Here is a 22,422-nt window from a genome sequence, read left to right as displayed (position 1 = left end):
CAGTGACCATGAGAAATTAACCGGGAATTATCTTGGGTACTAACAGTGAGGAGTGGCTGAGCGACCACACAACAGAAGTAGTCACCTGCATTATATTCTTTGCGTGCACGTCATCATTGCATAATCACATTATCCATAATGAAAGAAGCAGAGAGACAGTGCAAAACTAAAAGACATTTTGAGCATTTATCTTGATGAGTACGACTATATATCATTGCCATACTGCCTCACGCACTTTAATTGCACGTGGCAACAACCCTAAAGCATAAAAGCGGTCAGCTATTGCCTGCTGCTGGCGAATAATATTCACATCCATCCGGCGGGTTTGATGGCTACGGCGGGCCAAGGCATGGGTGAGCGAAGACGGCACCAATCCCAATTCAGCCGATAACAGTGCCGCCGCCTCATCACGGTGGGCGTCAATGTAGTGACCGGTTTGTTCCAATGCAGCCATCAGCCCGTGCAATAAATCGGGAGAGTGCCTGACAAAATCACGATGTGCGAGATAAAACTGATGGTTTTTTACCCGTCCAACACCATTGGCGATAACCCTAAGTTGACCATGTTGCTCAGCATCACTCAGCAGGGGATCCCACATCATCCAGGCATCCACAGCGTGATGATCGCTGGGGGTTAGTGGGTATTTAGGCGGTGCATAGACCACTCGCACATCTTCCAGCGTTAGCCCTGCTTCATCAAGCAGTTGCAGCAAAAGATAATGAACGTTGGAGCCTTTGTTGACCGCAATCCGTTTGCCACGCAGGTCGGCCAGAGTGAGGATCGGGCTGTCGTGAGCTACCAGCAATGCCACACTTTGTGGCGCTGCGGGTTCCCAGGCAACATACAACAACGGGCTGTTGCCAGCCTGAGCAAATAACGGTGGAACCTCACCGGTGGTGCCAAAGTCGATTTCACGGTTAGCCAAGGCATGCAGCAACTGAGGGCCGGCAGGAAATTCGCTCCACAACACACTCACGCCACTGTCGGCAAAGTGAGCCTCCAATGACTGACGTGCTTTGAGGATCCCCAGATTTCCAAACTTCTGATAGCCAATGCGCAGCTCACGTTCATTACTGACGGCACGCGGAGCGGTGTTTAGTCTCCCCCCCTTTGCACTTCGTCTGGCCTTAATCAGACCAAGATGCCCCAAATGGGTACGTAATGTATTACGACTTATCCCCAACAGTGTCGCGGCTTGCAACTGATTGCCCTGGCTCAGTTCAAAAGCATTACGCACCAGAGAATCCAGCACCCGCTGATAAAGAGGGCTATCATTACCCTCAAGCTGCTGGCGAAGAAACACATCCAGCGAATCATCGCTATAAATCTGTGAACCGACATTTTCAGCACTCAACCTGAGCTGCTGTGGCGTAATCAACGGCTCTTTGCTTAGCAGCACCGCATTGTGCAGGGTGTTTTCCAGTTCGCGGATATTCCCCGGCCATGAATAGTTCATCAAGGTTGCCAGCGCTTCTTCACTGAGTCGCAACTGAAGTCGCCCCAGCCGCCGTGCATACAGCGTCAGGAAATGCTCAGCCAACAATGGGATATCCTCTCGCCGCTGGCGTAAAGGCGGCAGAGAAACGGCAGCCACATTCAGCCGATAATAGAGATCCTCACGAAAGCGGCGTTCGCGGATGGCGTTCGCCAAATCCACATGCGTAGCAGCCACGACCCGGACATTCACTTTTACCGGCCGATGAGAACCAACCCGGGTCACTTCCCGTTCCTGCAAAACACGCAGCAGTTTTACCTGCAACGGCAGACTCAATTCACCTATTTCATCTAGCAGCAGCGTGCCACCTTCCGCCGCCTCAAACCATCCCTGATGGCGATCCACTGCCCCCGTAAAAGCCCCTTTCTCATGGCCAAACAGTTCCGATTCGGCCAGGTTCTCGGTCAGAGCTCCGCAGTTCACCGCCAGAAAGGGCCCCTCACGCCGTGGACTCTGATGATGAAGATAACGCGCCACCACCTCTTTACCCGTGCCGGTTTCGCCAACGATAAGCACTGTCGCATCTGTCGGAGCCAAACGATCCAAAACACGTTGGAAAGCTATAGAGGCGGGATCAATTAACCCTGGGCCGGAAGCGTGCATTGTCGTGACCTGTAAGGAAGTTGAATGGAAACCATACCGTCAGACGCCAGGGATAACGAGAGGTGAAATACCCGCCTTGCTGCAAATGCAGCAGCATAGCGCCAGTCACTGCTGCATTTGCAGCACAACCCCGCCCCAATAAATAACACTAACTAACTAATAATTAACAGAAAATCAGGAATCCATTTTTGGCATACTTCCTGCTTACCTGTTTATAACCAAGGTTTGACATTCTATGAAATAAATTAAGATATCGTTATATAGGAAACGGATAATGAACGAAGAGTTGACGGGCAACATCAACGTATTCTGGTTTTTACCCACCCACGGTGACGGCCGCTATCTGGGCACCACCGAGGGCGGAAGAGCGGTAGATTTACCCTATTTACAGCAAGTCGCGCTAGCTGCAGACAATCTGGGCTATTACGGCGTGCTGATCCCCACCGGCAAGAGCTGCGAGGATTCCTGGCTAGTCGCTGCCGCACTCGCCCCCCTAACGAAACGCCTACGCTATCTGGTCGCCGTGCGTCCTGGGTTGCAACCCCCTAGCCTTGCCGCACGAATGGCTGCCACGCTGGATCGTCTTTCAGAAGGCCGTCTGTTGATCAATGTGGTCACCGGCGGCGACCCGGTAGAGAACAAAGGCGATGGGATATTCCTGAGCCACGCCGAACGTTATCAGGTCACCCGTGAGTTTCTTGAGGTTTACTCTCGCCTGTTGAAGGGTGAAAAGGTCGATTTCCAGGGTGAGCATCTGCGGGTAGAAGGCGCTGAGGTCCTGTTCCCGCCGGCGCAGGAAAACGGGCCACCGCTATTTTTTGGCGGTTCTTCTGAAGACGCTCTGGAAGTCGCGGCGAACCAGATCGACACCTATCTCACCTGGGGAGAGCCGGTTGAGCAAGTGGCGGAAAAAATTGCTGTAGTCCGTCAACGTGCACAAGCGCGTGGTCGCACGCTGGACTATGGCATTCGCCTGCATGTCATTGTACGGAAAACCGAAGAGGAAGCCTGGGCAGCTGCCGACAAACTGATTGCCCATCTGGATGAAGTCACCATCGCCGCCGCACAGAAAATATTTTCGCGCATGGATTCAACCGGGCAGGCCCGGATGAGCGCCCTGCATGGCGGTTCGAAGGACAGTTTGCGTATCGCGCCCAATTTGTGGGCAGGGGTAGGACTGGTACGGGGTGGTGCAGGAACCGCTCTGGTCGGTAATCCGCAACAGGTGGCAGAGCGCATCCGTGAATATCAGGCGTTGGGGATCACTAATTTTATTTTTTCGGGCTACCCGCATCTGGAAGAAGCACACCGATTTGCCGAACTGGTCATGCCGCTATTGCCGTTGGCGATGAACGATGTGAAACGTCAGCGCACGGTCAACACCGGCCCATTCGGAGAAACCATCGGTGGCGATCGTCGTCCGGTGCAAAAGTGAAACTGAGGAGCAAACCATGAGTAATGAGCCAATTAAGTTCGCCTACTGGGTACCTAACGTGTCAGGCGGCCTGGTGATCAGCCAGATCCCTCAGCGTACCCATTGGGATGCCGCCTATAACCGCAAGCTGGCACAAATTGCCGAGCACGCCGGATTTGACTATGCCCTGACGCAGATCCGCTTTACCGCCGGCTATGGTGCCGATAACCAACATGAGTCGGTGACGTTTTCACAAGACTTGCTGGCCGCAACAGAAAAACTCAAGGTCATTGCCGCTCTGTTGCCAGGCCCGTGGAATCCAACGCTGGCGGCCAAACAGATAGCGACCATCAGCCACCTGTCCAACGCGCGTATTGCGATAAATGTCGTCAGTGGTTGGTTCCGCGGCGAATTCAAAGCCATTGGTGAACCCTGGTTGGATCATGAAGAGCGCTATCTGCGCTCTGAAGAGTTTATCCGCTGCCTACAGGGTATCTGGCAGCAGGATAGCTTCACCTTTGCCGGCGATTTTTACCGCTTCCGCGACTATTCATTGAAGCCGAAACCGCTTGACCTGCAGCCGGAAATTTTTCAGGGTGGTAGCTCAAGAGCCGCACGCGATATGGCAGCACGGGTCTCCGACTGGTATTTCACTAACGGCAATACTCCAGAAGCTATCCGTCAGCAGGTTGATGATATCCAACACAAAGCCGCGGAAAATCAACACAAGGTGAGAATCGGCGTCAATGGGTTTGTTATTGCCCGCCAAACTGAACAGGAAGCACAAAGCGTACTGCGTGACATCCTTGATCATGCCAATCCCGATGCGGTGAAAGGCTTTCAATCTGAGGTTAAAAATGCCGGTAGCGCCTCACCAGAGGGAGAAGGTAACTGGGCTAAATCAACGCTGGAGGATCTGGTGCAGTATAACGATGGATTCAAAACCAACCTGATTGGTACACCGCAGCAAATCGCAGAGCGGATTATCGCTCTAAAACAGTCGGGCGTAGATCTGATGCTACTGGGCTTTCTGCACTTCCAGGAAGAGGTGGAATTCTTTGGCCGTGAAGTGATCCCACTGGTGCGTGAGCTGGAGCGCCAGCAGCAGCCGGTGCCAAACCATGGCTGATCGGCAGATAGTCATCATTGGCGGCGGTTTTAGTGGTACAGCCCTGGCAATTCATCTGGTGCGCAGAGGAACGGCTGGGCTGAAGGTGGTGATTATTGAGCCTCGTGCCCAGCTGGCGCAGGGCGTCGCTTACGGTACCCTCGATCCGGCACACCGCATCAATGTACCCGCCGCCCGAATGCAGCTTTCCGACGAGGAAGAAGGCGATTTCGACCGCTGGTTCCGTGCTTCGGTAGCCTTCAAGCAGGATGTAAAGGCTCTCAGACCCGATGGCAGCCTCTATCCACAACGGGGGCAGTTTGGCCGCTATATTGCCGAAAAACTGGCTACCGCGCTAACCACCTCGGCGGTACAGGTCATCCACGTTCAGGACTATGCGGTGGCGTTACGCCACGGGGTTGTGCTGACGGCCTCCGGGCATACATACCCTGCCGATGACGTGGTGCTGGCCATCAGTCACCCGCCGCCTGCCGTACCGAAACAGCTTCAGCAGACACTGAAAGACCATCCAGGGCTGATTGCCAACCCGTGGTTGACTGAAGCTCTGGCAGAGGTGGGTAACGATGATCGGGTCGCGATCATCGGCACCGGTTTAACCATGTCGGATGTGGTTGCGTCGCTGCATCGCCAAGGGCATCGCGGGCCGATCCTGGCTTTCTCACGCCGCGGTCAACTCCCCCGTCCAAACCTGAGCGGAGACTATGCCGTTCGCCAGCTTGATTACCAACGACCGCAGGCAGCAACCGCCCGTGGCTGGCTGCGGCGGGTCCGGCAGGAGGTGGCACTGGCGAATGCAGAACATCAGCCCTGGCAACGGGTACTGGATGACATTCGTCTTAACGGCCAGCAGATTTGGCAGCAGTGGTCACTGCAAGAGCAACGGCGTTTTCTGCGTCATCTGCGCCCATGGTGGGACGTACATCGTTATCGCATCGCGCCGCAGGTCAGCGATGTTCTGACCGACATGCAGCAAAATGGGCAACTTGAAGTGCTGGCCGCCAGCCTAAAACAGGTGTCCGTGGATAACACGGCCCTCGCCCTGACGCTAAAAGCACGTGGTCGTACGACAACAGAAACACGGTTGGTGGATAAACTGATTGTCACGACCGGCCCGGCACACGGCGCGTTGTTGCAGAGTGATGCTTTGCTGAAACAGCTCACCAGTGAAGGGATAATCCAGCCCGATCCGCTGGCATTAGGAATTTGGGTCGACGCCTGTTCCCGGGCAATGAACCGCCAGAATCAGAGCAATGAGCACCTGTTCGTCGTCGGCCCCGCCGCCCGTGGCCGTTTTGGCGAGCTGATGGGATTACCGCAGGTAGCGCAACACGCAGAATCGCTGGCGCAGCAGTTGCTGAGTCCCCTTAGGTCTGAAAACCAATAAAAAAGGCGTAATCTTGCGATTACGCCTTCATCAACATCCTGCGGTTATTTATTTTACGCCGCGAATACGCTGCGCCAAACCTTTGAGGAAATAACGCAGCATCTGATCACCGCACGGGCGGAAGTTTTTGGTGCCTTCTTTGCGGAACAGCGCACTCAGTTCCGGCTTGGAAATGCGAAAGTCAACGGCGGTAAAGATTTCGTGCATGTCGGTATCTTTCAACTCAAACGCCACACGCAGCTTTTTCAACACCAAATTGTTGGTGATCGGCAGTTCCACTTCCGGCGCAGGGAACTTGTCATCTTTACCGCGCTTGAAGTACACCAGACCGTTCAGGAAATGTGCCATGACTTCGTCCGGGCATTTTTCGAAACCGGGCTCACCTTCCTTGATGACGTAAGCACCCATTGCCGAGACCGCTACGTCGAAATTATCCAGCTTGATAATCTCAACCATTTTCGCGTCGTTGATGCCCAGCATGTAGCGCACGCTGCGCAGCACGTCATTGTTGATCATAGAATTGCCTTTAGCTTGTAAACCGGAAGAGCTGTGCGCATTGTGAAATGAAAAATACACCCTGTACCCAAAATATATAGCGCTGCATTGCGGCGGCAAGTTTGTGCGCCCCGGTTACCTATGTGACCGAGGCGCACAAATGCAGCCAACAAAGAGGCAGCTTCAAGTATGACGGGTACGGCCGCACAGCTTGAATATGTGCGGCAGTATAGGGATCAGAGCGGGGTTTCTCAATCGATTTGGCTTTTTTGCTGATACAGCGGGATGTCTTCGCCAATGATGTATTTATTACGCAGAATCGACGACACCTTATCCATAATCATCACCACCACCACCAGTATCAGGGTGATAAACATCACGACATCCCAGTTCCACAGCCGCATGTTCTCCGCATACACCAGACCAATCCCCCCTGCCCCAACGAAGCCCAGCACCGCTGCAGAGCGGGTATTGGATTCAATCTGGTACAGGCTAAGTGCCAGAAAAGTGGGGAACGACTGGGTAAAGATACCGTAACGGTGCTTCTGCAGACCGTTGGCACCGACTGCCGTCAGACCACGGCTTGGGGATTTCTCCACAGCTTCATGGCCTTCAGCATACAACTTGCCGAGTAACCCAACGTCTTGCATCACGATCGCCAGCACACCGGCCAAGGGCCCCATACCGACGGCGCGTACAAAAATCAGACCCCAAATGGCCATGTCGATACCGCGCAGAATATCCAGCAAGCGGCGTACGACCACGGAGAGCGGCCGTAGTAATGGTGTCGACATCACGTTGCGCGCAGCAAAGAATGACAGCGGCAATGCAATCAATGACGCGGTAATCGTACCGGCGAACACAATGCCGATAGTGATAAAGATTTGCTGGAAGTAGTACATAAACGGCCAGTTAACAAAATCATGCCAAACGAACATGCGCATAAAGTAGCGGCCGAGCTGTTGGCAGCCGTTAATAAACTGCGGCCAGGAGATCCCAAAGAACTGGAAGAAAAATAGATAATATAAAACGATAGCCGTGGCGATAATCCCGACAGTACGCAGGTAACGGCGCTGCTGTGAAAAAATCTCTGGGTGCTCTTGTTTAAGAGTCTGTAGCTTTTCAGCCGAGATGGTTGGTGCTGACATCATTTTTTCCCCTCCACGACCCGTTTGCGTAGTTCACCTGAGGCATAATCCAGCAACGAAACCACCACGATAATAAGCAACAGCGTCATACTGACCTGATCATAGCGATCGAGCTTGATATTGGTCATCAGTTCCTGCCCGATGCCACCTGCACCCACGAGTCCAAGAATGGTCGACTGGCGGAAGTTAACTTCCAGTCGCATAAAACTGTATGACAGGAATACCGGTTTCACCTGTGGCCACATGCCGAAGCGCATGCGTTGCAACGGCGTTGCGCCGCAGGCGGCCAGCCCGCGTACCGGTTTGTTGGACGCCGTTTCAATTGACTCATAAAACAGTTTTGTCAGGCTGCCGATGGTGTGCAGCGCCAGTGCCAAAAAGCCGGGAATAGCACCGATGCCGAAGGCCATCACAAACATGACCGCCCAGGCCAATTCTGGCATGGTGCGCAAAAATGCCACTAGCGTGCGGATCGCCATGCGCAGTGATGCCGGGCTATGGGTGTTATTGGCCGCCAAAAACGCCAGGACTCCCGCCACCAGCACTGAAAGGATGGTCGCCGCCAGCGCCAGTTGCAGCGTTTCCCAAATCAGCGGCAATTGGATGTTCAGTCGATAGCCCCAGTAGGCAAATGACCCTTCGGTATGGCTATCGGCAAACAGCAACGACCAATGCAATGTCGGGATAGTTTCTGCCAGATAATCAAAGAAGTGAGGGATCGACACCCATACGGTGTGCAAGTTGAACTCGGCGATGTTGCCGGCACCCAGATAGAGCACCACCAGGCCAAGCGACCAGATCAATGTCTCGCGTTTTTGCTTACTGCGGACTTGCTGGTAATAGTGCGCAAAATCTTTATTCAAAATAGGTTTCCATCTTATGAAACAAGGGGCTCAGCACGCTGAACCCCTTTGGATCGGTCAGGACGTAATCCGATGATTAACGGTCGCCTTTGGTCAGCTCACGCTTCATATCGATGATGTTCTGGTACTCTGCCAGCGTCGTTTCACCGATGTGCTGTTTGCCGCCCATCGCTTTGATAAAGCACTGGTGGTCATCCTTATCCAGCTTCTTGATCGCGGTGACAACTTTGGCTTTGAACTCCGCTGGCAGCGCGTTGCTTACCAGGATCGGGCCATTCGGGATCAATGGCGACTGCCAGATAATGCGGATCTGTTTCATCAGGTCTGGATGATCCATACGGATCATGCGGGTGAACGCGCCGCTGGTGTAACCGGTGTTGTAGTCGCCGATCATCGACGCCCAGGTTACGGCACCTTCGAACTGACCATTCAACACACCGAGGACATCTTGCTCATGGCCGCCAGAGAAGGTGACGCTAGAGAAAGTGTTGTTGTATTTGTTGTCGACGGTACCGCCGAACAGTTTCTTGAATTCCTGATTCGGGATCAGGAAGCCGGAAGTGGAATCCGGATCGGCGAAACCAACAGCTTTGCCTTTCAGGTCTTCCAGCTTTTTATACGGGCTGCCGGCTTTAACGATCACAACCGAGTGATAACCACGTGACTGGTCAACGTCATCAACCGCGATACCCACAATGTCTACGGCTTTCGGATCCTTGATGTACACCGACGCAAATGACGACGGTGACATACTTAGCACCAGGTCAATCTTGCCGCCCAGCAGGCCCTGAATCACGCCGGAATAGTCAGAAGAGTTACGCAGTTTGGTGTCCACGTTCAGTTCTTTATCCAGGAACTGCTTCACGCACTGGTTATCACCGATCTGCTGGGTGGCGTTTTGCCCGCCGAGAATCCCCAGATTCAGTACTTTAGGTACATCCGCTGCCGTTGCATTAAAGACCATCATCGCGCCAGCCATCAGGGTGGTCAGACTCAATACTTTTTTCATTACGATGCCTTGTGTGTGTAAAGGTAAAAGTGAAGAAATACTCAATGGATCTGATTGGCGTCCTCGCCATACAGCTGGTGCAATATCCGTTCGTTCAATTGCGAAGGGTGCCCGTCAAACACGATCTTGCCCTGGGCAATGCCGATCACCCGGGTGCAATATTCTTTCACCAGCTCGACCGAATGCAGGTTCACCATGACCGCAATGTCGTTTTCACTGACTTTTTGCAGCGCATCCATAATGCGACGGGTGTTTTTCGGATCGAGTGACGCCACCGGCTCATCGGCCAGCAGGATTTTGGGGTTTTGCATCAGCGCCCGGCAGATCGCCACACGCTGCATCTGGCCACCTGACAGGTTCTCGGCACGCTGTAGGGCATGCGGCAGCATATTGAGCCATTGCAACAGTTCGATAGCACGAGCACGGTCGGCGTCATCAAACATTTTGAAGAAGGATTTCAGGGTAGAGGTGTGGCTCAGACGGCCCAACAGCACGTTGGTCATCACATCCAGCCGTGGTACCAGGCAGAAATCCTGGAAGATCATGCCGCAACGGGCACGCCACTGACGCATCTGACGGGCGGAAAGCTGGGCGATATCCTGCGCTACGCCATCGTCCTCAAAATGCAGCATCTCGCCACAGCTCGAAGGAATCGTCCCGTTTAAGGTATGGAGCAGCGTGGATTTACCGGCGCCGGAACGCCCGATCACCGCAACAAACTCACCAACGTGCAGATCGAAATTGATATCGTCCAATACCCGTTGCTGAGATTTATATGCTTTACCTAAGCCTTTTACCGATAACACCTTACGAGATGGAATCGCTTGTTGCCCTGGAAAGTCAGTCGGTGCAAGTTTTAACAGTGCCTGAGCCATATGATTTCTCTGGTTTCAGTGGCTAATCATTATGGGCACCTATTAACGAATAACTTTGTGACAACGGGATGATGGTTTTATGGCTGGGAAATGACGCGTGATCAAGCTCATCACCGGGATGACGGAAGCATCCCGGTGCGTTTCAGTTCAATTCAGAGTAAAGAAATCCAGCCCCAGAGCGGCCTTCACCTGCCCCAGCGTTTGTCGACTGATCTGATCGGCACGTTGAGTGCCCTGTTGCAGAATGCGTAGCAATTCGCCCTTGTCGGCCATGTATTCCGCTCGTCGGGTGCGGATCGGCTCCAGCAAGCTTTGCAGACAATCTTCCAACAGACGTTTGATTTTCATATCTCCTAACCCACCACGGCGGTAATGTGCCTTCAGCTCTGCCACCAACGCAGCATCCTCACAGAAAGCATCCAAATAGGTGAACACCATATTGCCTTCAACCCGGCCAGGATCGTTGACGTTCAGATGACCCGGATCGGTAAACATGCTCATTACCGCCTTATGCACCTGGTCGGCACCGGCACCCAAGGTGATGGTATTGCCACGCGACTTCGACATCTTGCCCTGCCCGTCCAACCCCGGCAGACGGCTCACGTTACTCAGCAAAGGCTGGCATTCCGTCAATACCGCTTGGCCGGCAATGCGATTGAAACGCCGGACGATCTCGTTGGTTTGCTCCAGCATCGGCAGTTGGTCGTCGCCGACCGGCACGTGAGTGGCACCAAAGGCGGTAATGTCCGCCGCCTGGCTAACCGGGTAGACCAGAAAACCGGCCGGCAGGCTGCGAGAAAAATCCTTTTCGAGGATTTCACTTTTCACCGTCGGATTGCGTTCCAGCCGCGCCACACTGACCAGATTAAGGTAATACATCGTCAGTTCCGCCAACGCAGGCAGTGCAGATTGCAGGCAAATTGTGGTTTTGTGCGGGTCGATACCCACCGCCAGATAGTCAGCCACCAGATTAAGCACATTGGTGCTGATTTTTTGCGGATTGCTGCCGTTATCGGTCAGCCCCTGTAAATCGGCCACCAATACCGTTTGCTGATGCTGCTGTTGCAACTCAACGCGCTGGCGCAGTGAACCGACGTAGTGGCCTAAATGCAGGGATCCGGTGGGACGATCGCCGGTCAGAATGGTATAGCTCATTGCATTGCTCCTGAAAGTCAAAAACCGCCGGAACAACGCAATAAAAATGCCGCCAGAACCGGCGGCATTAAAAAAGAGGTGTGAATACCCGTGCCGCCTTTAGAAGAGGCGCCACCAAGACTGATTGAGTGTGGATTGCATCGGTATATTCATGCTTTTAAGGTATCCCCCCGGTATGCGGGTTGTCAATCACCGCAGGTTGCCAATTCAGCGCCTGTTCAGCGGCAATACGCCATTGGCGCAGGCCGAACAAGAATGGGATGCGGTGATCGAAGGGAATCTGAAAAGTACCTTCCTGTTTACCCTGGCGATGTTGCCACACCTGAGCAAACCGGGCGGCCGCATCATTAATCTGAGCTCGATTGCCGCCCAATGCGGCAGCGGCAGCGCGGGTGCATTAGGTTATTCCGCCGCCAAAGCCGGCGTGCAGGTTTTTACCCTCAGTTTGGCGCGTGAACTTGGCGAGTTGGGGATTACTGTCAACGCCATTGCGCCGGGCTTTATCGCCGATACTCGCTTCTTCGGCACCGGGCTACCGCAGGATCGCATTGACGCCATCGCCGCTGAAACGCCGATGGGCCGCACCGGCCGGGTAGAAGACATCGCCAGCGCCGCACTGTGGTTAGCGTCAAAAGAAGCCTCGTTCGTTACCGGCACCATCACCTCGATTAACGGCGGCGCGCGGGTCGGTTAAGAAAGCGTTACATTGCGCCATTTGCGTTCCTGGCCCATCGCGTTAGGGTGAAGGGATCCAACCTGAAAAAGGAACGCAGTATGAAGATCGGATTTGCCGGACTTGGCGGTATGGGCAGCGCGATGGCTGCCAATCTGTTACAAGCGGGCTATACGCTGAAAGTATGGAATCGCTCCCCTCAGGCAGCACAACCGTTGGCCGCCGCCGGAGCCCAGCAGGTACAGCAGGCTGATGAACTGGCCGACGTGAATGTGCTGATCACCATGCTGGCAAATGACGCCGCGACCGAACAGGTGGTGGTGGAAAGCGGGTTGCTGCAACGACTGCAACCGGGAACCATCCACATCAACATGGCGACTGTCTCGGTCGCACTGGCCAGGCGACTGGCTGCGTTGCACGCGCAACACAATATTGGCTATATCGCCGCACCGGTACTGGGGCGGGTAGACGTTGCCGCAGCCGGTAAGCTGAACATTCTGGCGGCAGGCGATGCGCAACTGATCGCCAAAGTGCAGCCGCTGTTTGAGGTACTCGGCCAGCAGACCTGGCATTTTGGCGAACAGCCCGAACAGGCCAATATCGTCAAAATCGCCGCCAACTTCACGCTGGCCAGTGCGATTGAAGCGATGGCCGAAGGCAGTGCGCTGGTGCGCAACTATGGGGTTTCCGGCGCGGATTATCTGCAAATGCTCAGCAGCACCCTGTTCGCTTCCCCGGCCTACAAGGGTTATGGTTCCCTGATTGCCGAAGAGAAGTTCGAACCGGCCGGCTTCAAATTAAGCCTGGGTATGAAAGACGTGAGCCTGGCATTGGAGGCCGGTGCCAACAGCCACACCCCCATGCCGTTCGCCAGCGTGTTGAAGGACAATTTCCTTGATGCGGTGGCGCAGGGCGATGCAGATTTGGACTGGTCAGCGCTGGCCAAAGTGGCAGCACGCAGGGCGGGATTGAAATAACGTTAGCGGGCCCAACGCATATATCGGGCCCGCTTTTTATCCGGCGCTCAAAAGTGAATTTCCGCCGTCGGCAGTGCGTTGATCAGTACGCCGAAACTTTCGATGCTAGATAACGTGGCATTGTGATGATCACGAATCTGCTGACCGGTCGCGTGCGCTTTGTCGTGACTGGTATGTGCATCGGCGGCCAGCGTCACCGGGTAGCCTAACCCAGCGGCACGACGGGTGGTGGTGTCGACGCAAAACTCGCTGGAGTAGCCGCAGACCACCAGGTGCGAAACACCATTAGCCACCAGCAACGGCCCCAGCCCGGTCCGCAGGAAGGAGTCCGGCGTGGTTTTCTCCACCCGATGATCGCCGTCTTGCACTTGCAAACGGCGGTCAATCTGCCAGGCATCGCTGCCGTGCGCCAGCTCGTCGTCCGGGGTCTGGTGCTGGATAAAAATTACAGGTACTCCGGCCCGACGGGCAGCGGTGCTCAAGCTGTTAATGCGATTAATCGTCGCCTCTGCATCTGCTGGCGGCGGCGTAAATAATCCTTTCTGCACATCAATAATCAACAGCGCTGACTTCATGATAACCCCCGTGAATAGAATCGGAAATTAGCATACCGGTTGGCGTGGGCGGAAGATATGGTCAACCCCCTGTTCACGCAACTTATTCACCAGATCGTGACCGCCATTCGGCGTCGCGTGCGCCAGCAGGCGCTCGGCTTCAAATACCGGACTGGCCCAAAAAATATTCACCGGGTCGCCATATTGTTTCGGCAGGTTCAGATGTTCACTATAGGGGTAAAACGAGGAGGACAGCACGTAGCCCTCATAACCCTGAGGTGCCACCTCCGATTCCAGAGTATGACCTTCGCCAAACCACGTAATTTTAGCCCATGGCGCATGGGCGAACCCGGCCAGTGCGCTGGCCATCTGCACAGCATTCTCTTCGTTCATGTACTGGCCATCGATGGCGATGCCCATTTCCATACGGCGATAGCGGGACGTGTCGTCATTAAACAAAATCTCCACCCACGGCATCGGTCGGATGCTGACACCCATGGTGAGAAAATAGTAGATACCATCACGCTCATGCTGAGTAATCGCCATCGGTGGCCATTTACCCTGATCGATCGCATAGTATTTAACCGAAGGGCCAAAATGCTGATCGTAAATCGCCTGATAGTCGTTCTGCATTTTTGGCCATGGGTTACCCTCTTCCCGCTGCCAACTGCGCCAGAACTGACGGGTGTTTTCCGCCAGCGCATACTGGGTATTGGTCGACGCGGATCCGAGTGGATAAGCCAACGGGCTCTCTTTGATACAGCTGGCGGAATAGCATACCGAATGGTCGATATACAGACTCCAGCCAGGGATCACCGCCAACAATTGACCGTAATACCACAGCGCCGCACCGTCATCACTCTCTGTCCATACCACCATCAATCCTTCCGGATTCAATGGCGCTTCGCCTTCCAGATTGCGGCAAAATTCGGCCGCCAGCATCGGTGGCTGGCCCAGCGCCAGTGCTGCACTGTCTTCTTGCAGTGGCGCAGCCGCCAGGTTGCGTAACCAACAGGCACGCACCTGGAAACGTTCGCTATTTTCTTCTGAAGGATAAATATAAAAATAGGCAGCCCGACTATCTTGCTGAACCACCGCCACCAGCGTCTGGTTCTCATTACTGACTTCAGCAAGTACGTGTGACTCGTTCATATAACCTCAAATAGGGTCAAGGCGCAGAATAATGCTGCACGCTAAATAAAATGGAATTTGGCTTGTGCCCAGTGTAAAGCGCATTAGCGACAGGATCACCCGTAAAAGTCTCAAAAGTGGTCCTAAACATTGGGTTATTGATGACAATTATAGTGTGTGATGACTCAGGCAGACCGACCAATTCGGCGTAAGGCTCGCTGATAGGAACCGTTACGCATCGAAGAACGCAGCACTTTACCGACGCCACCGGCACCGACTCTCACCAGCCGCTGCCGCAATGCACTGGGATAAAAACCAAACTGCTGTTGCGCCCAATCCGGCAACAAATCGATACCAGCCTGCATCACCAGGGCACCAAAGGGCCGCGCCAGCGTGCTCGGTGCCGGGGCTGCCAGCAGAATGCGCGCCACTTCCCGCGTGCGTTCATCGCACATCAACTGAGGCCGCATCCGTTGCAGGTAATCCTCCACCGCGGTACAGGAGGTAGGAATATCGCGTGCACCCAAGGCGGCAGCTACACGCGCAGATTCACCGTAATAGCGGTCTTGCTGGTCTCGGGAGAGATGCGGGTTGCGATAGCGCAAATGGCTGGCCAAAAAACAGCTGCTTTCCACCACGTGTACCCAAGTGAGTAAGTCAGGATCGCTGGCGGCATAGGGCCTGCCGTCGCTACTGATCCCGTTGACCTTCAGATGAATCGCTTTCACTTTGGCGATCAACCGTTCGGCCTCTGCGGTAGGGCCAAAGGTGGTGACAGACACAAACTGGCTGGTACGTCGCAAACGGCCAAGCATATCGTCACGGAAGTTGGAATGATCCCACACCCCGGCCAGCGCCAAGGGGTGCAGCATCTGCAATAACAAGGCGCTGACACCGCCGCACAACATAGAGGTAAAGTCACTGTGTACTCGCCAGATGACCGACTGTGGACCAAACAGGCCCGGATCACCCGGCGGATTTTCAAAATCGACACCGCCGAGAGCCAGCCCGGTCAGACTGATCACCTGTTTTTCTATTGCTGCGCGTATGACTTCCATCCTGCTGACCCCGCTTACCTTTCGGCGGTCAGTGTAGCATGTCGGCAAGCGGCGCTTTTAACTCTGCGGGTCGCGATCGTTGAGCAAGACAATTTTGCCGGCAAAACTACGGTCTTCCAGTCGACGATGGGCCGCCGCCCCGTCGCTAAGTGGGAAGGTTTCGATATGCGGCACAGCAAATTCGCCGTTCTGCCAGCTGCTGAACAAGCGTTCGGCGCGATCACGTCGCGCTTCGCCACTGTTGAGATACGTCCAGAGGTCGCCACCGACTACGCCTTTGGAGTCCATCATCAAGCTATAAGCAGAAATTGCCGGGGCCTCGCCGCCCGCCATCCCAAAAGTTACCACACGACCACCGGGGCGCAGTGCGTCAATGCTCTGCTGCAATGTGATACCCACCGAGTCAAAACCATACTCCACGCCGCCGTCGGTCAACGCGGCAATTTGCGCAACCCAGTCTTGCTGATAGGTGAAGGCCGCTGCTGCGCCGTTATTCATAGCAATCTGTTGTTTATGTGCCGAAGACACCACAGCGTAAACCTGCGCACCCCGTGCAACCAGCATGCGAGTCAGGATTTGCCCAACACCGCCAGCCGCTGCATGCACCAATGTACGATCGCCCGCTTTTACCTGCACGCTGTCATTAATCAGATATTGTGCCGTCAGCCCCTGCAACAAAATAGACGCGGCTTCTACATCACTTAGCGCCTGCGGCAGCCGTAACGCATGTTCTATCGGCACATTGATGCGCGTAGCATGGCAGAAAGGCACATCAGCAAAACCAATTCGCTCCCCTACCTGCCAACCTTTGACACCGGCACCCACAGCAATAATGGTGCCCACACCTTCGTAACCGCCAATATGTGGCGGATTGCCATGCAGTACGTAATTGCCCTTGCGACGGTAAATATCGGCAAAATTCAACCCGGCAGCCCCCATTCGCACCTGCACCGCGCCCGCCGCTACCGCAGGCGTCGGCAGTTCAAGGTATTCGAGCACATCTGGCCCGCCAAATTGTTCAAACGCTAATGCATGCATGTTGCTGCTCCGGGAAATTTCCGCCAATAACGCACTGACGGTCGATAGAATGATTATCGCAAAGCGCTATAATCAAGCAAAGTGGCCCACAGAGCGTTCAGAAAACACCAGGGGTTTATAATGGATCGATTAACCAGCATGGCGGTGTTTGTACGAGTCGTGGAAAAAGGCAGTTTTGTCGCCGCGGCCGAGGAGATGGCTATCTCCCCAACCATGGTTGGCAAACATATCCGCCACCTGGAGCACCGGCTGAATGCACCACTGCTGAACCGAACCACCCGCAGGCAAGGGCTGACCGAGGCCGGTCGGGTGTTCTATGAACGCTGCCGCCGCCTGCTGGCCGATGCCGATGCCGCTGAAGCAAGTGCACGGGCCCTGTTGAGTTCCCCCAGTGGTCTACTGCGCATCAGTGCGCCCGTCACGTTTGGCAACCGCGTTTTAACGCCGATCCTGACCGAATTCCTCCAGCACCACCCGGAAGTAGAAGCCGAAGTGGTGCTGTCGGATCGTAAGGTGGACTTGATTGAGGAACGCTACGAAGCCGCGTTTCGCATTGGGCCAGTGGCGGATGATGGCTTGGTCGCACGTGCCTTGCCCGATTACCGCATGACATTGGCCGCCTCGCCGGACTATTTAGCAAAGCATGGTGCACCAAAGCGACCGGAACAACTCAGCACTCACAGCTGTTTTGGTTTCAGCCAGTGGGATGGCAACCACGTTTGGCGGTTGCAGGGGCCACAAGGGGAAATCAGCGTGCCGGTAAGGCCACGTCTGCGGATGGACTCTGGCGAAGGGGTGCGTCGGGCAGCGCTCGCCGGTTTTGGCGTTGTGTTACATGCCAGCATGTTGCTGGATGACGATATCGCCGCCGGCCGATTAATACAGGTGTTACCCGACTATTCACCACAACCGCGATCGATGCATTTGGTCTATCTGCCTGAACGACGACAGTCACCCAAACTGGAAGCTTTTATCGCCCTGACCGTCGCCAAACTGTGGGGGCGCGTTTAAAATTAATGGGTTCAATCATGGGGATTTCTATGATCACTATCAGAGCACGCGCAGCGGAAGATAATGCGCAACTGGCGGAGATTTGGCAGCGTTCGGTACGCGCCACCCACCATTTTCTCACTGAAGAAAACATCGCCCAGCTTTACCCGCTGGTACTCAACGACTATCTGCCGTCGGTCAACGTCTGGGTTGCGGAGGATCGGCCCGGGCATCCTTGCGGTTTTATCGGGTTGGATGGCAATAAGGTAGAGATGTTGTTTATCGATGCTGAGCAACGTGGCAAAGGCGTTGGCAAAGCCCTACTGACACACGCCGAATCGTTACATAACGAATTGCAGTTGGACGTCAATGAGCAAAACCCGCAGGCCAGCGGTTTTTACCGCCACTACGGTTTTGAAATTACGGGGCGCTCTGCGCTCGACGGTCAGGGTAATCCCTTCCCGTTACTGCACATGAAACTGACCAAACGTTAAATAACTCCAAGCGGTCAGCGTGCACGCTGACCGCTATTTTCCCATCACTTCTGCTCATCATTTTATATATCAAATCAGAATAACTAATAGAATTTACATTCTTCCTGTCACTATCAACCCCCGGTAGGATTGCCCTGTATTCACCAGCAACAGACGTCCCGCCTGCCCCTTATTCCCAGAAACCGAACCCTGTCCGGTGTTACGCGTTCCAGGCGGAATGCTGTGATGTATTAATAAGGATTCGCTTCTCTATGATCGTTCTTTCGAACGTTTGCAAAACTTTTGACAGCACACAGGGCCGCGTTGTCGCGGTGGATGATGTGAGCCTTGCGGTAGAAGCCGGGCAGATCTACGGCATTATCGGCTACAGCGGTGCCGGTAAAAGTACCCTGATCCGTTTGCTTAACGGGTTGGAGTCCCCCACCAGCGGTAGCATTCAGGTCGATGGTTTCGATATCGGCGGCGCCAAAGGTAACGCGTTGCGCGAGGCACGGCTGAAAATCAGCATGGTGTTTCAGCACTTCAATCTGTTGTGGTCACGTACCGTCAGCCAGAACATCGCGTTCTCAATGCAAATTGCCGGCGTACCCAAGGCACAGATTAAACCGCGAGTGGCAGAACTGATCGCACTGGTTGGTCTGCAAGGCCGCGAAGATGCTTACCCGTCACAGCTCAGCGGCGGGCAAAAACAGCGTGTCGGCATCGCCCGCGCATTAGCCAATAATCCAGGGGTTCTGCTGTGTGATGAAGCCACCTCGGCGCTCGATCCTCAGACTACCGATTCGATTCTTGAGTTGCTGTTGGATATCAATCGCAAACTGAACCTGACCATTGTGCTGATTACCCATGAAATGCACGTGGTGCGAAAAATCTGCCACCGCGTGGCCGTCATGGAAAACGGCCGTATCGTCGAAGAAGGCCCGGTGATCGCTGTTTTCACCCGGCCACAGCAGCTGATTACCCAACAGTTCGTCAGGCAGGTCTCGCATTACCAAGAAACAGAGGAAAGTTTCAATCCGCTGCTCGCGCAACATCTGCCAGGTGCAATCTTCAAGTTGACGTTTGTCGGTGTACAAACCCATCAGGCCGTGATTTCAGATGTGATCCTGCGCTACAAGGTGAGCATTAACATCCTGCACGGCAAAATAAGCCAAACCCTGAATGGGTCCTTTGGTGAGCTGTATATCCACGCCGAGGGCAACGATCTGCAAATCGACAGCATGTTGAACTTACTGAAAGCACAAGAGATCGCCGTTGAGGTCATTAAACATGATTGAATCACTGTTCCCTCATCTGCGTATTGACCAACTGCTGAACGCCACCTGGGAAACCCTGTATATGACGGGCATTGCCGGGTTGGCAACGCTGGTGCTTGGTATTGTATTGGGCGTGCTTTTGTTCCTGACCTCACGTGGGCAGTTACTGCAAAACCGCGTCGTCTACTCACTAATCTCAGTGCTGGTCAACGTGTTCCGCTCCATTCCATTCATCATTTTAATCGTGTTGCTAATTCCATTTACCAAGACGCTGATCGGTACCATTTTAGGGGCCGATGCTGCGCTGCCAGCGCTGATTGTTGGCGCAGCGCCATTCTACGCGCGACTGGTTGAGATTGGTCTGCGTGAGGTAGACAAAGGGGTTATTGAAGCAGCCCGTTCCATGGGCGCTAAAACCAGCACCATTATCTTCCGCGTGCTACTGCCAGAATCCTCCCCGGCATTGGTTTCCGGTATGACTGTGACGCTGATAGCCCTGGTGAGCTACACCGCGATGGCTGGGGTAATCGGCGCGGGTGGTCTGGGTAATTTGGCCTATCTGGAAGGTTTTCAACGCAATCACGGTGACGTAACGCTGGTGGCAACGCTGACGATCCTGTTGATCGTTTTCGTTATCCAATTCATCGGCGACACCATTACAACAATGCTCGATAAACGATAAATAACCAGGGAATAATGATGATGAAAAAGCAAATGATGATGCTGGCTTTCGCCTCTCTGACTGCACTGGCCTCTTTTAGTGCAGCGGCAGAAACCAAGCTGGTGGTCGGCGCGTCCAATGTGCCACACGCAGAAATCCTCGAACAAGCGAAACCGATTTTGGCAAAAGAAGGCATTGATCTGGTGATTAAGCCTTTCCAGGATTACATCCTGCCAAACACCGCGCTGGCCAGCCACGACATTGATGCCAACTATTTCCAGCATGTGCCATATCTAAATTCGGTGCTGAAGGATCATGCTGGTGATAAGAGCTACGACTTCGTCAGCGCTGGCGCCATCCATATCGAGCCGATCGGCATTTACTCCAAGAAGTATAAAAGCCTGAAGGATCTGCCAGACAACGGCAAAATCATCATGCGTGATGCCGTGGCAGAAGAAGGGCGTATTCTGTCAATCTTTGAGAATGAAGGCGTAATTAAGCTGAAACCTGGCGTAAACAAGGTCGATGCGCGCATCTCCGACGTGGTGGAAAACCCGAAACATCTGAAGTTCCTGGCAAACGTGGAAGGCGCACTGTTGCCGCAGATGTACAACAATGATGAAGGTGATGCCGTGGTGATTAATGCCAACTACGCCATCGATGCAGGGCTGAATCCGACCAAAGACCCGATCGCGGTCGAAAGCGGTGAAAACAATCCTTATGCCAACATCATCACCGTGCATAAAGCCGACGTGAATAAACCCGAAATTGTGGCACTGGTAAAAGTGCTGCACTCCAAAGCGATTCAGGACTTCATCCGCCAAAAATACCAAGGCGCAGTGATCCCCGTAAACCAGTAATACAAAGCAAGGCCGCAGCAATGCGGCCTTTAGCCTTATTCAACCGTATCGCCCTTCCCTAGACTTTATTGCCCACCTGACTCAGGCGCGGCCATACCAGCATCAATGCATCCAGCAAACGGAATAAATCCTCACGGCTTGCCCCTTCACGCGCCTGAACTGACATCCCTTCGATGGTACAAACGATATATTTGGCCAACAGTGCGGTATCGGTTTTCGCCAATAACTCCCCCTTCTGCACCTTACGGTCAAAGCAGGCGCGCAGGCTGGCTTCATTCGAATGATGTTTCTTGCGCAGCATCTCGGCAACGTCATCAGATGATGATGACAGTGCCGCAGACGCACACACCATAAAGCAACCAGAAGGCGTATCCGGATCGGTAAACACCTCCGCCGAAGAGCGCACATAGGCTTCCACGATTTCAGCGACCGGCAGATCCCGCTCCAACAGTTGATTAGTGCAGGTGGTGTATTTTTGCAGATAACGTTCCACTGCCGCGCGGAATAACCCTTCTTTGTTGCCGAACTCCGCATACAGCGTCGGCGCTTTGGCCCCAGTCACCTCGACCAGATCGGACAGCGACGTAGATTCATAACCATGCCGCCAGAACAGATCGAGTGCACTATCCAGCGCACGGTCACGATCAAACTGTTTCGGTCTGCCACGCGTTTTTTTGGCGCAGACGTCTTCATTGATACTCATAGACCCTCTCTTATCCTGCCCCGCAGCAGGGCTCACGAATTAAATTAACGATCATTATAAAAAAATATTGCGCTCCCGTCGAGAAGCGATTAACATTTAATTATCGATCGTTAAGTAATCATAACGACACACATTTATTCACTCAGTTTACGCTTCTAGCATAGGAATTAACATCATGAAAAACTTAAAAATGACTCTTTCAGCTCTCGCTCTGGCCTCGGTTTCTTTCGGCAGCTTCGCAGCTGACCAGGTCCATAACCAACCAGCAAATCAGCAGGAATCAGGTGTGATCACCGTCAGTGGCGCTTCCGATCTCAGCTCTCTGGAAGCCAGTTTGGCAGCCAAAGCTGATGCAGCCGGTGCAAAATCATTCCGCATCATTGGAGCCGGGGGTAATAACCAACTTCACGGAACCGCAGTAATTTATCAATAACAATCAGTTAGACTTCATTCGTTG

23 protein-coding genes are annotated in these 22,422 nt (G+C 53.9%); 11 read left to right on the top strand and 12 right to left on the bottom strand.

Annotation, left to right across the window (positions count from 1 at the left end; translation table 11 throughout):
• Nucleotides 1-211: 211 nt before the first annotated feature.
• Entirely contained in the window at nt 212-2,098 is a 1,887-nt protein-coding gene (locus tag SGR01S_RS07355) for a sigma-54-dependent Fis family transcriptional regulator (protein WP_061806983.1), read from the bottom strand.
• Between the two features lie 274 nt (nt 2,099-2,372).
• Here SGR01S_RS07355 and ssuD point away from each other — a divergent pair, with 274 nt between their 5' ends.
• From ssuD to SGR01S_RS07340, 3 genes are read left to right on the top strand one after another with little or no spacing between them, the layout of a single operon-like run.
• Nucleotides 2,373-3,533, top strand: coding sequence for an FMNH2-dependent alkanesulfonate monooxygenase (ssuD, locus tag SGR01S_RS07350; RefSeq protein ID WP_061806982.1), 1,161 nt, complete (start codon nt 2,373-2,375; stop codon nt 3,531-3,533).
• Nucleotides 3,534-3,549: 16 nt separating this feature from the next.
• Complete coding sequence (gene sfnG, locus SGR01S_RS07345) at nt 3,550-4,641, top strand: dimethylsulfone monooxygenase SfnG (RefSeq protein ID WP_061806981.1); 1,092 nt, start codon at nt 3,550-3,552, stop codon at nt 4,639-4,641.
• Nucleotides 4,634-6,025, top strand: coding sequence for an FAD/NAD(P)-binding protein (locus tag SGR01S_RS07340; RefSeq protein WP_061806980.1), 1,392 nt, complete (start codon nt 4,634-4,636; stop codon nt 6,023-6,025). The genes sfnG and SGR01S_RS07340 overlap by 8 nt, the downstream gene beginning before the upstream one ends.
• Nucleotides 6,026-6,073: 48 nt before the next feature.
• Here SGR01S_RS07340 and SGR01S_RS07335 read toward each other — a convergent pair whose 3' ends face one another.
• The 6 genes from SGR01S_RS07335 to trpS form a co-directional block, all read right to left on the bottom strand.
• Nucleotides 6,074-6,541 (bottom strand): YehS family protein, encoded by a 468-nt coding sequence (locus tag SGR01S_RS07335; RefSeq protein WP_061806979.1) that lies wholly within the window; start codon nt 6,539-6,541, stop codon nt 6,074-6,076.
• 230 nt (nt 6,542-6,771) lie between these two features.
• Complete coding sequence (phnE, locus tag SGR01S_RS07330) at nt 6,772-7,671, bottom strand: phosphonate ABC transporter, permease protein PhnE (RefSeq protein ID WP_037425192.1); 900 nt, start codon at nt 7,669-7,671, stop codon at nt 6,772-6,774.
• Nucleotides 7,668-8,531 (bottom strand): phosphonate ABC transporter, permease protein PhnE, encoded by an 864-nt coding sequence (gene phnE / locus SGR01S_RS07325; RefSeq protein ID WP_061806978.1) that lies wholly within the window; start codon nt 8,529-8,531, stop codon nt 7,668-7,670. The genes phnE (SGR01S_RS07330) and phnE (SGR01S_RS07325) overlap by 4 nt, the downstream gene beginning before the upstream one ends.
• A gap of 76 nt (nt 8,532-8,607) precedes the next feature.
• Nucleotides 8,608-9,540 carry a phosphonate ABC transporter substrate-binding protein gene (phnD, locus tag SGR01S_RS07320; RefSeq protein ID WP_061806977.1) on the bottom strand — a complete coding sequence of 311 codons (933 nt, stop codon included), beginning with the start codon at nt 9,538-9,540 and terminating at the stop codon, nt 8,608-8,610.
• A gap of 41 nt (nt 9,541-9,581) precedes the next feature.
• Nucleotides 9,582-10,415: a phosphonate ABC transporter ATP-binding protein gene (phnC, locus tag SGR01S_RS07315; protein WP_037425186.1), complete on the bottom strand. Its 834-nt coding sequence runs from the start codon at nt 10,413-10,415 to the stop codon at nt 9,582-9,584.
• A gap of 147 nt (nt 10,416-10,562) precedes the next feature.
• Nucleotides 10,563-11,570, bottom strand: coding sequence for a tryptophan--tRNA ligase (gene trpS / locus SGR01S_RS07310; protein ID WP_061806976.1), 1,008 nt, complete (start codon nt 11,568-11,570; stop codon nt 10,563-10,565).
• Between the two features lie 175 nt (nt 11,571-11,745).
• Between trpS and SGR01S_RS07305 the strand changes: the two genes are divergently transcribed.
• On the top strand, nt 11,746-12,264 hold the full coding sequence (locus tag SGR01S_RS07305; protein WP_255212219.1) for an SDR family oxidoreductase: 519 nt from the start codon (nt 11,746-11,748) through the stop codon (nt 12,262-12,264).
• 80 nt (nt 12,265-12,344) lie between these two features.
• The gene (locus tag SGR01S_RS07300) at nt 12,345-13,220 is read left to right on the top strand and encodes an NAD(P)-dependent oxidoreductase (protein ID WP_061806975.1); all 876 of its coding nucleotides are present in this window, start codon (nt 12,345-12,347) and stop codon (nt 13,218-13,220) included.
• Nucleotides 13,221-13,267: 47 nt separating this feature from the next.
• On the opposite strand, the gene SGR01S_RS07295 is transcribed toward SGR01S_RS07300, so the two are convergent.
• The 4 genes from SGR01S_RS07295 to SGR01S_RS07280 form a co-directional block, all read right to left on the bottom strand.
• Entirely contained in the window at nt 13,268-13,795 is a 528-nt protein-coding gene (locus tag SGR01S_RS07295) for a cysteine hydrolase family protein (protein WP_061806974.1), read from the bottom strand.
• A gap of 27 nt (nt 13,796-13,822) precedes the next feature.
• Nucleotides 13,823-14,926, bottom strand: a complete 1,104-nt coding sequence (locus SGR01S_RS07290; protein ID WP_061806973.1) for a suppressor of fused domain protein — start codon at nt 14,924-14,926, stop codon at nt 13,823-13,825.
• 164 nt (nt 14,927-15,090) lie between these two features.
• Nucleotides 15,091-15,963, bottom strand: a complete 873-nt coding sequence (locus SGR01S_RS07285) for an oxygenase MpaB family protein (RefSeq protein ID WP_061806972.1) — start codon at nt 15,961-15,963, stop codon at nt 15,091-15,093.
• A gap of 57 nt (nt 15,964-16,020) precedes the next feature.
• Nucleotides 16,021-17,001 carry a quinone oxidoreductase family protein gene (locus tag SGR01S_RS07280; RefSeq protein ID WP_037425169.1) on the bottom strand — a complete coding sequence of 327 codons (981 nt, stop codon included), beginning with the start codon at nt 16,999-17,001 and terminating at the stop codon, nt 16,021-16,023.
• 120 nt (nt 17,002-17,121) lie between these two features.
• Here SGR01S_RS07280 and SGR01S_RS07275 point away from each other — a divergent pair, with 120 nt between their 5' ends.
• The 5 genes from SGR01S_RS07275 to SGR01S_RS07255 all read left to right on the top strand — a co-directional run bounded on the left by SGR01S_RS07275 (nt 17,122) and on the right by SGR01S_RS07255 (nt 21,262).
• Complete coding sequence (locus SGR01S_RS07275) at nt 17,122-18,012, top strand: LysR family transcriptional regulator (RefSeq protein ID WP_061806971.1); 891 nt, start codon at nt 17,122-17,124, stop codon at nt 18,010-18,012.
• 29 nt (nt 18,013-18,041) lie between these two features.
• The gene (locus SGR01S_RS07270) at nt 18,042-18,485 is read left to right on the top strand and encodes an acetyltransferase (protein ID WP_061806970.1); all 444 of its coding nucleotides are present in this window, start codon (nt 18,042-18,044) and stop codon (nt 18,483-18,485) included.
• A gap of 251 nt (nt 18,486-18,736) precedes the next feature.
• Nucleotides 18,737-19,762: a methionine ABC transporter ATP-binding protein gene (locus tag SGR01S_RS07265; RefSeq protein WP_061806969.1), complete on the top strand. Its 1,026-nt coding sequence runs from the start codon at nt 18,737-18,739 to the stop codon at nt 19,760-19,762.
• The gene (locus tag SGR01S_RS07260; RefSeq protein WP_037425159.1) at nt 19,755-20,423 is read left to right on the top strand and encodes a methionine ABC transporter permease; all 669 of its coding nucleotides are present in this window, start codon (nt 19,755-19,757) and stop codon (nt 20,421-20,423) included. Before SGR01S_RS07265 ends, SGR01S_RS07260 begins: the two co-directional genes overlap by 8 nt.
• Nucleotides 20,424-20,440: 17 nt before the next feature.
• Entirely contained in the window at nt 20,441-21,262 is an 822-nt protein-coding gene (locus tag SGR01S_RS07255) for a MetQ/NlpA family ABC transporter substrate-binding protein (RefSeq protein WP_370452775.1), read from the top strand.
• 58 nt (nt 21,263-21,320) lie between these two features.
• On the opposite strand, the gene SGR01S_RS07250 is transcribed toward SGR01S_RS07255, so the two are convergent.
• Complete coding sequence (locus SGR01S_RS07250) at nt 21,321-21,965, bottom strand: TetR/AcrR family transcriptional regulator (protein ID WP_061806968.1); 645 nt, start codon at nt 21,963-21,965, stop codon at nt 21,321-21,323.
• Nucleotides 21,966-22,140: 175 nt separating this feature from the next.
• On the opposite strand from SGR01S_RS07250, the gene bhsA reads away from it, so the two are divergent.
• On the top strand, nt 22,141-22,398 hold the full coding sequence (bhsA, locus tag SGR01S_RS07245) for a multiple stress resistance protein BhsA (protein WP_061806967.1): 258 nt from the start codon (nt 22,141-22,143) through the stop codon (nt 22,396-22,398).
• Nucleotides 22,399-22,422 lie beyond the last annotated feature (24 nt).

Origin of the sequence: Serratia grimesii NBRC 13537, from assembly GCF_001590905.1 — a bacterium.
GTDB lineage: Bacteria > Pseudomonadota > Gammaproteobacteria > Enterobacterales > Enterobacteriaceae > Serratia > Serratia grimesii.
Note: the sequence above shows the minus strand (reverse complement) of the source record. Positions and strands in the feature narration are given on the sequence as shown.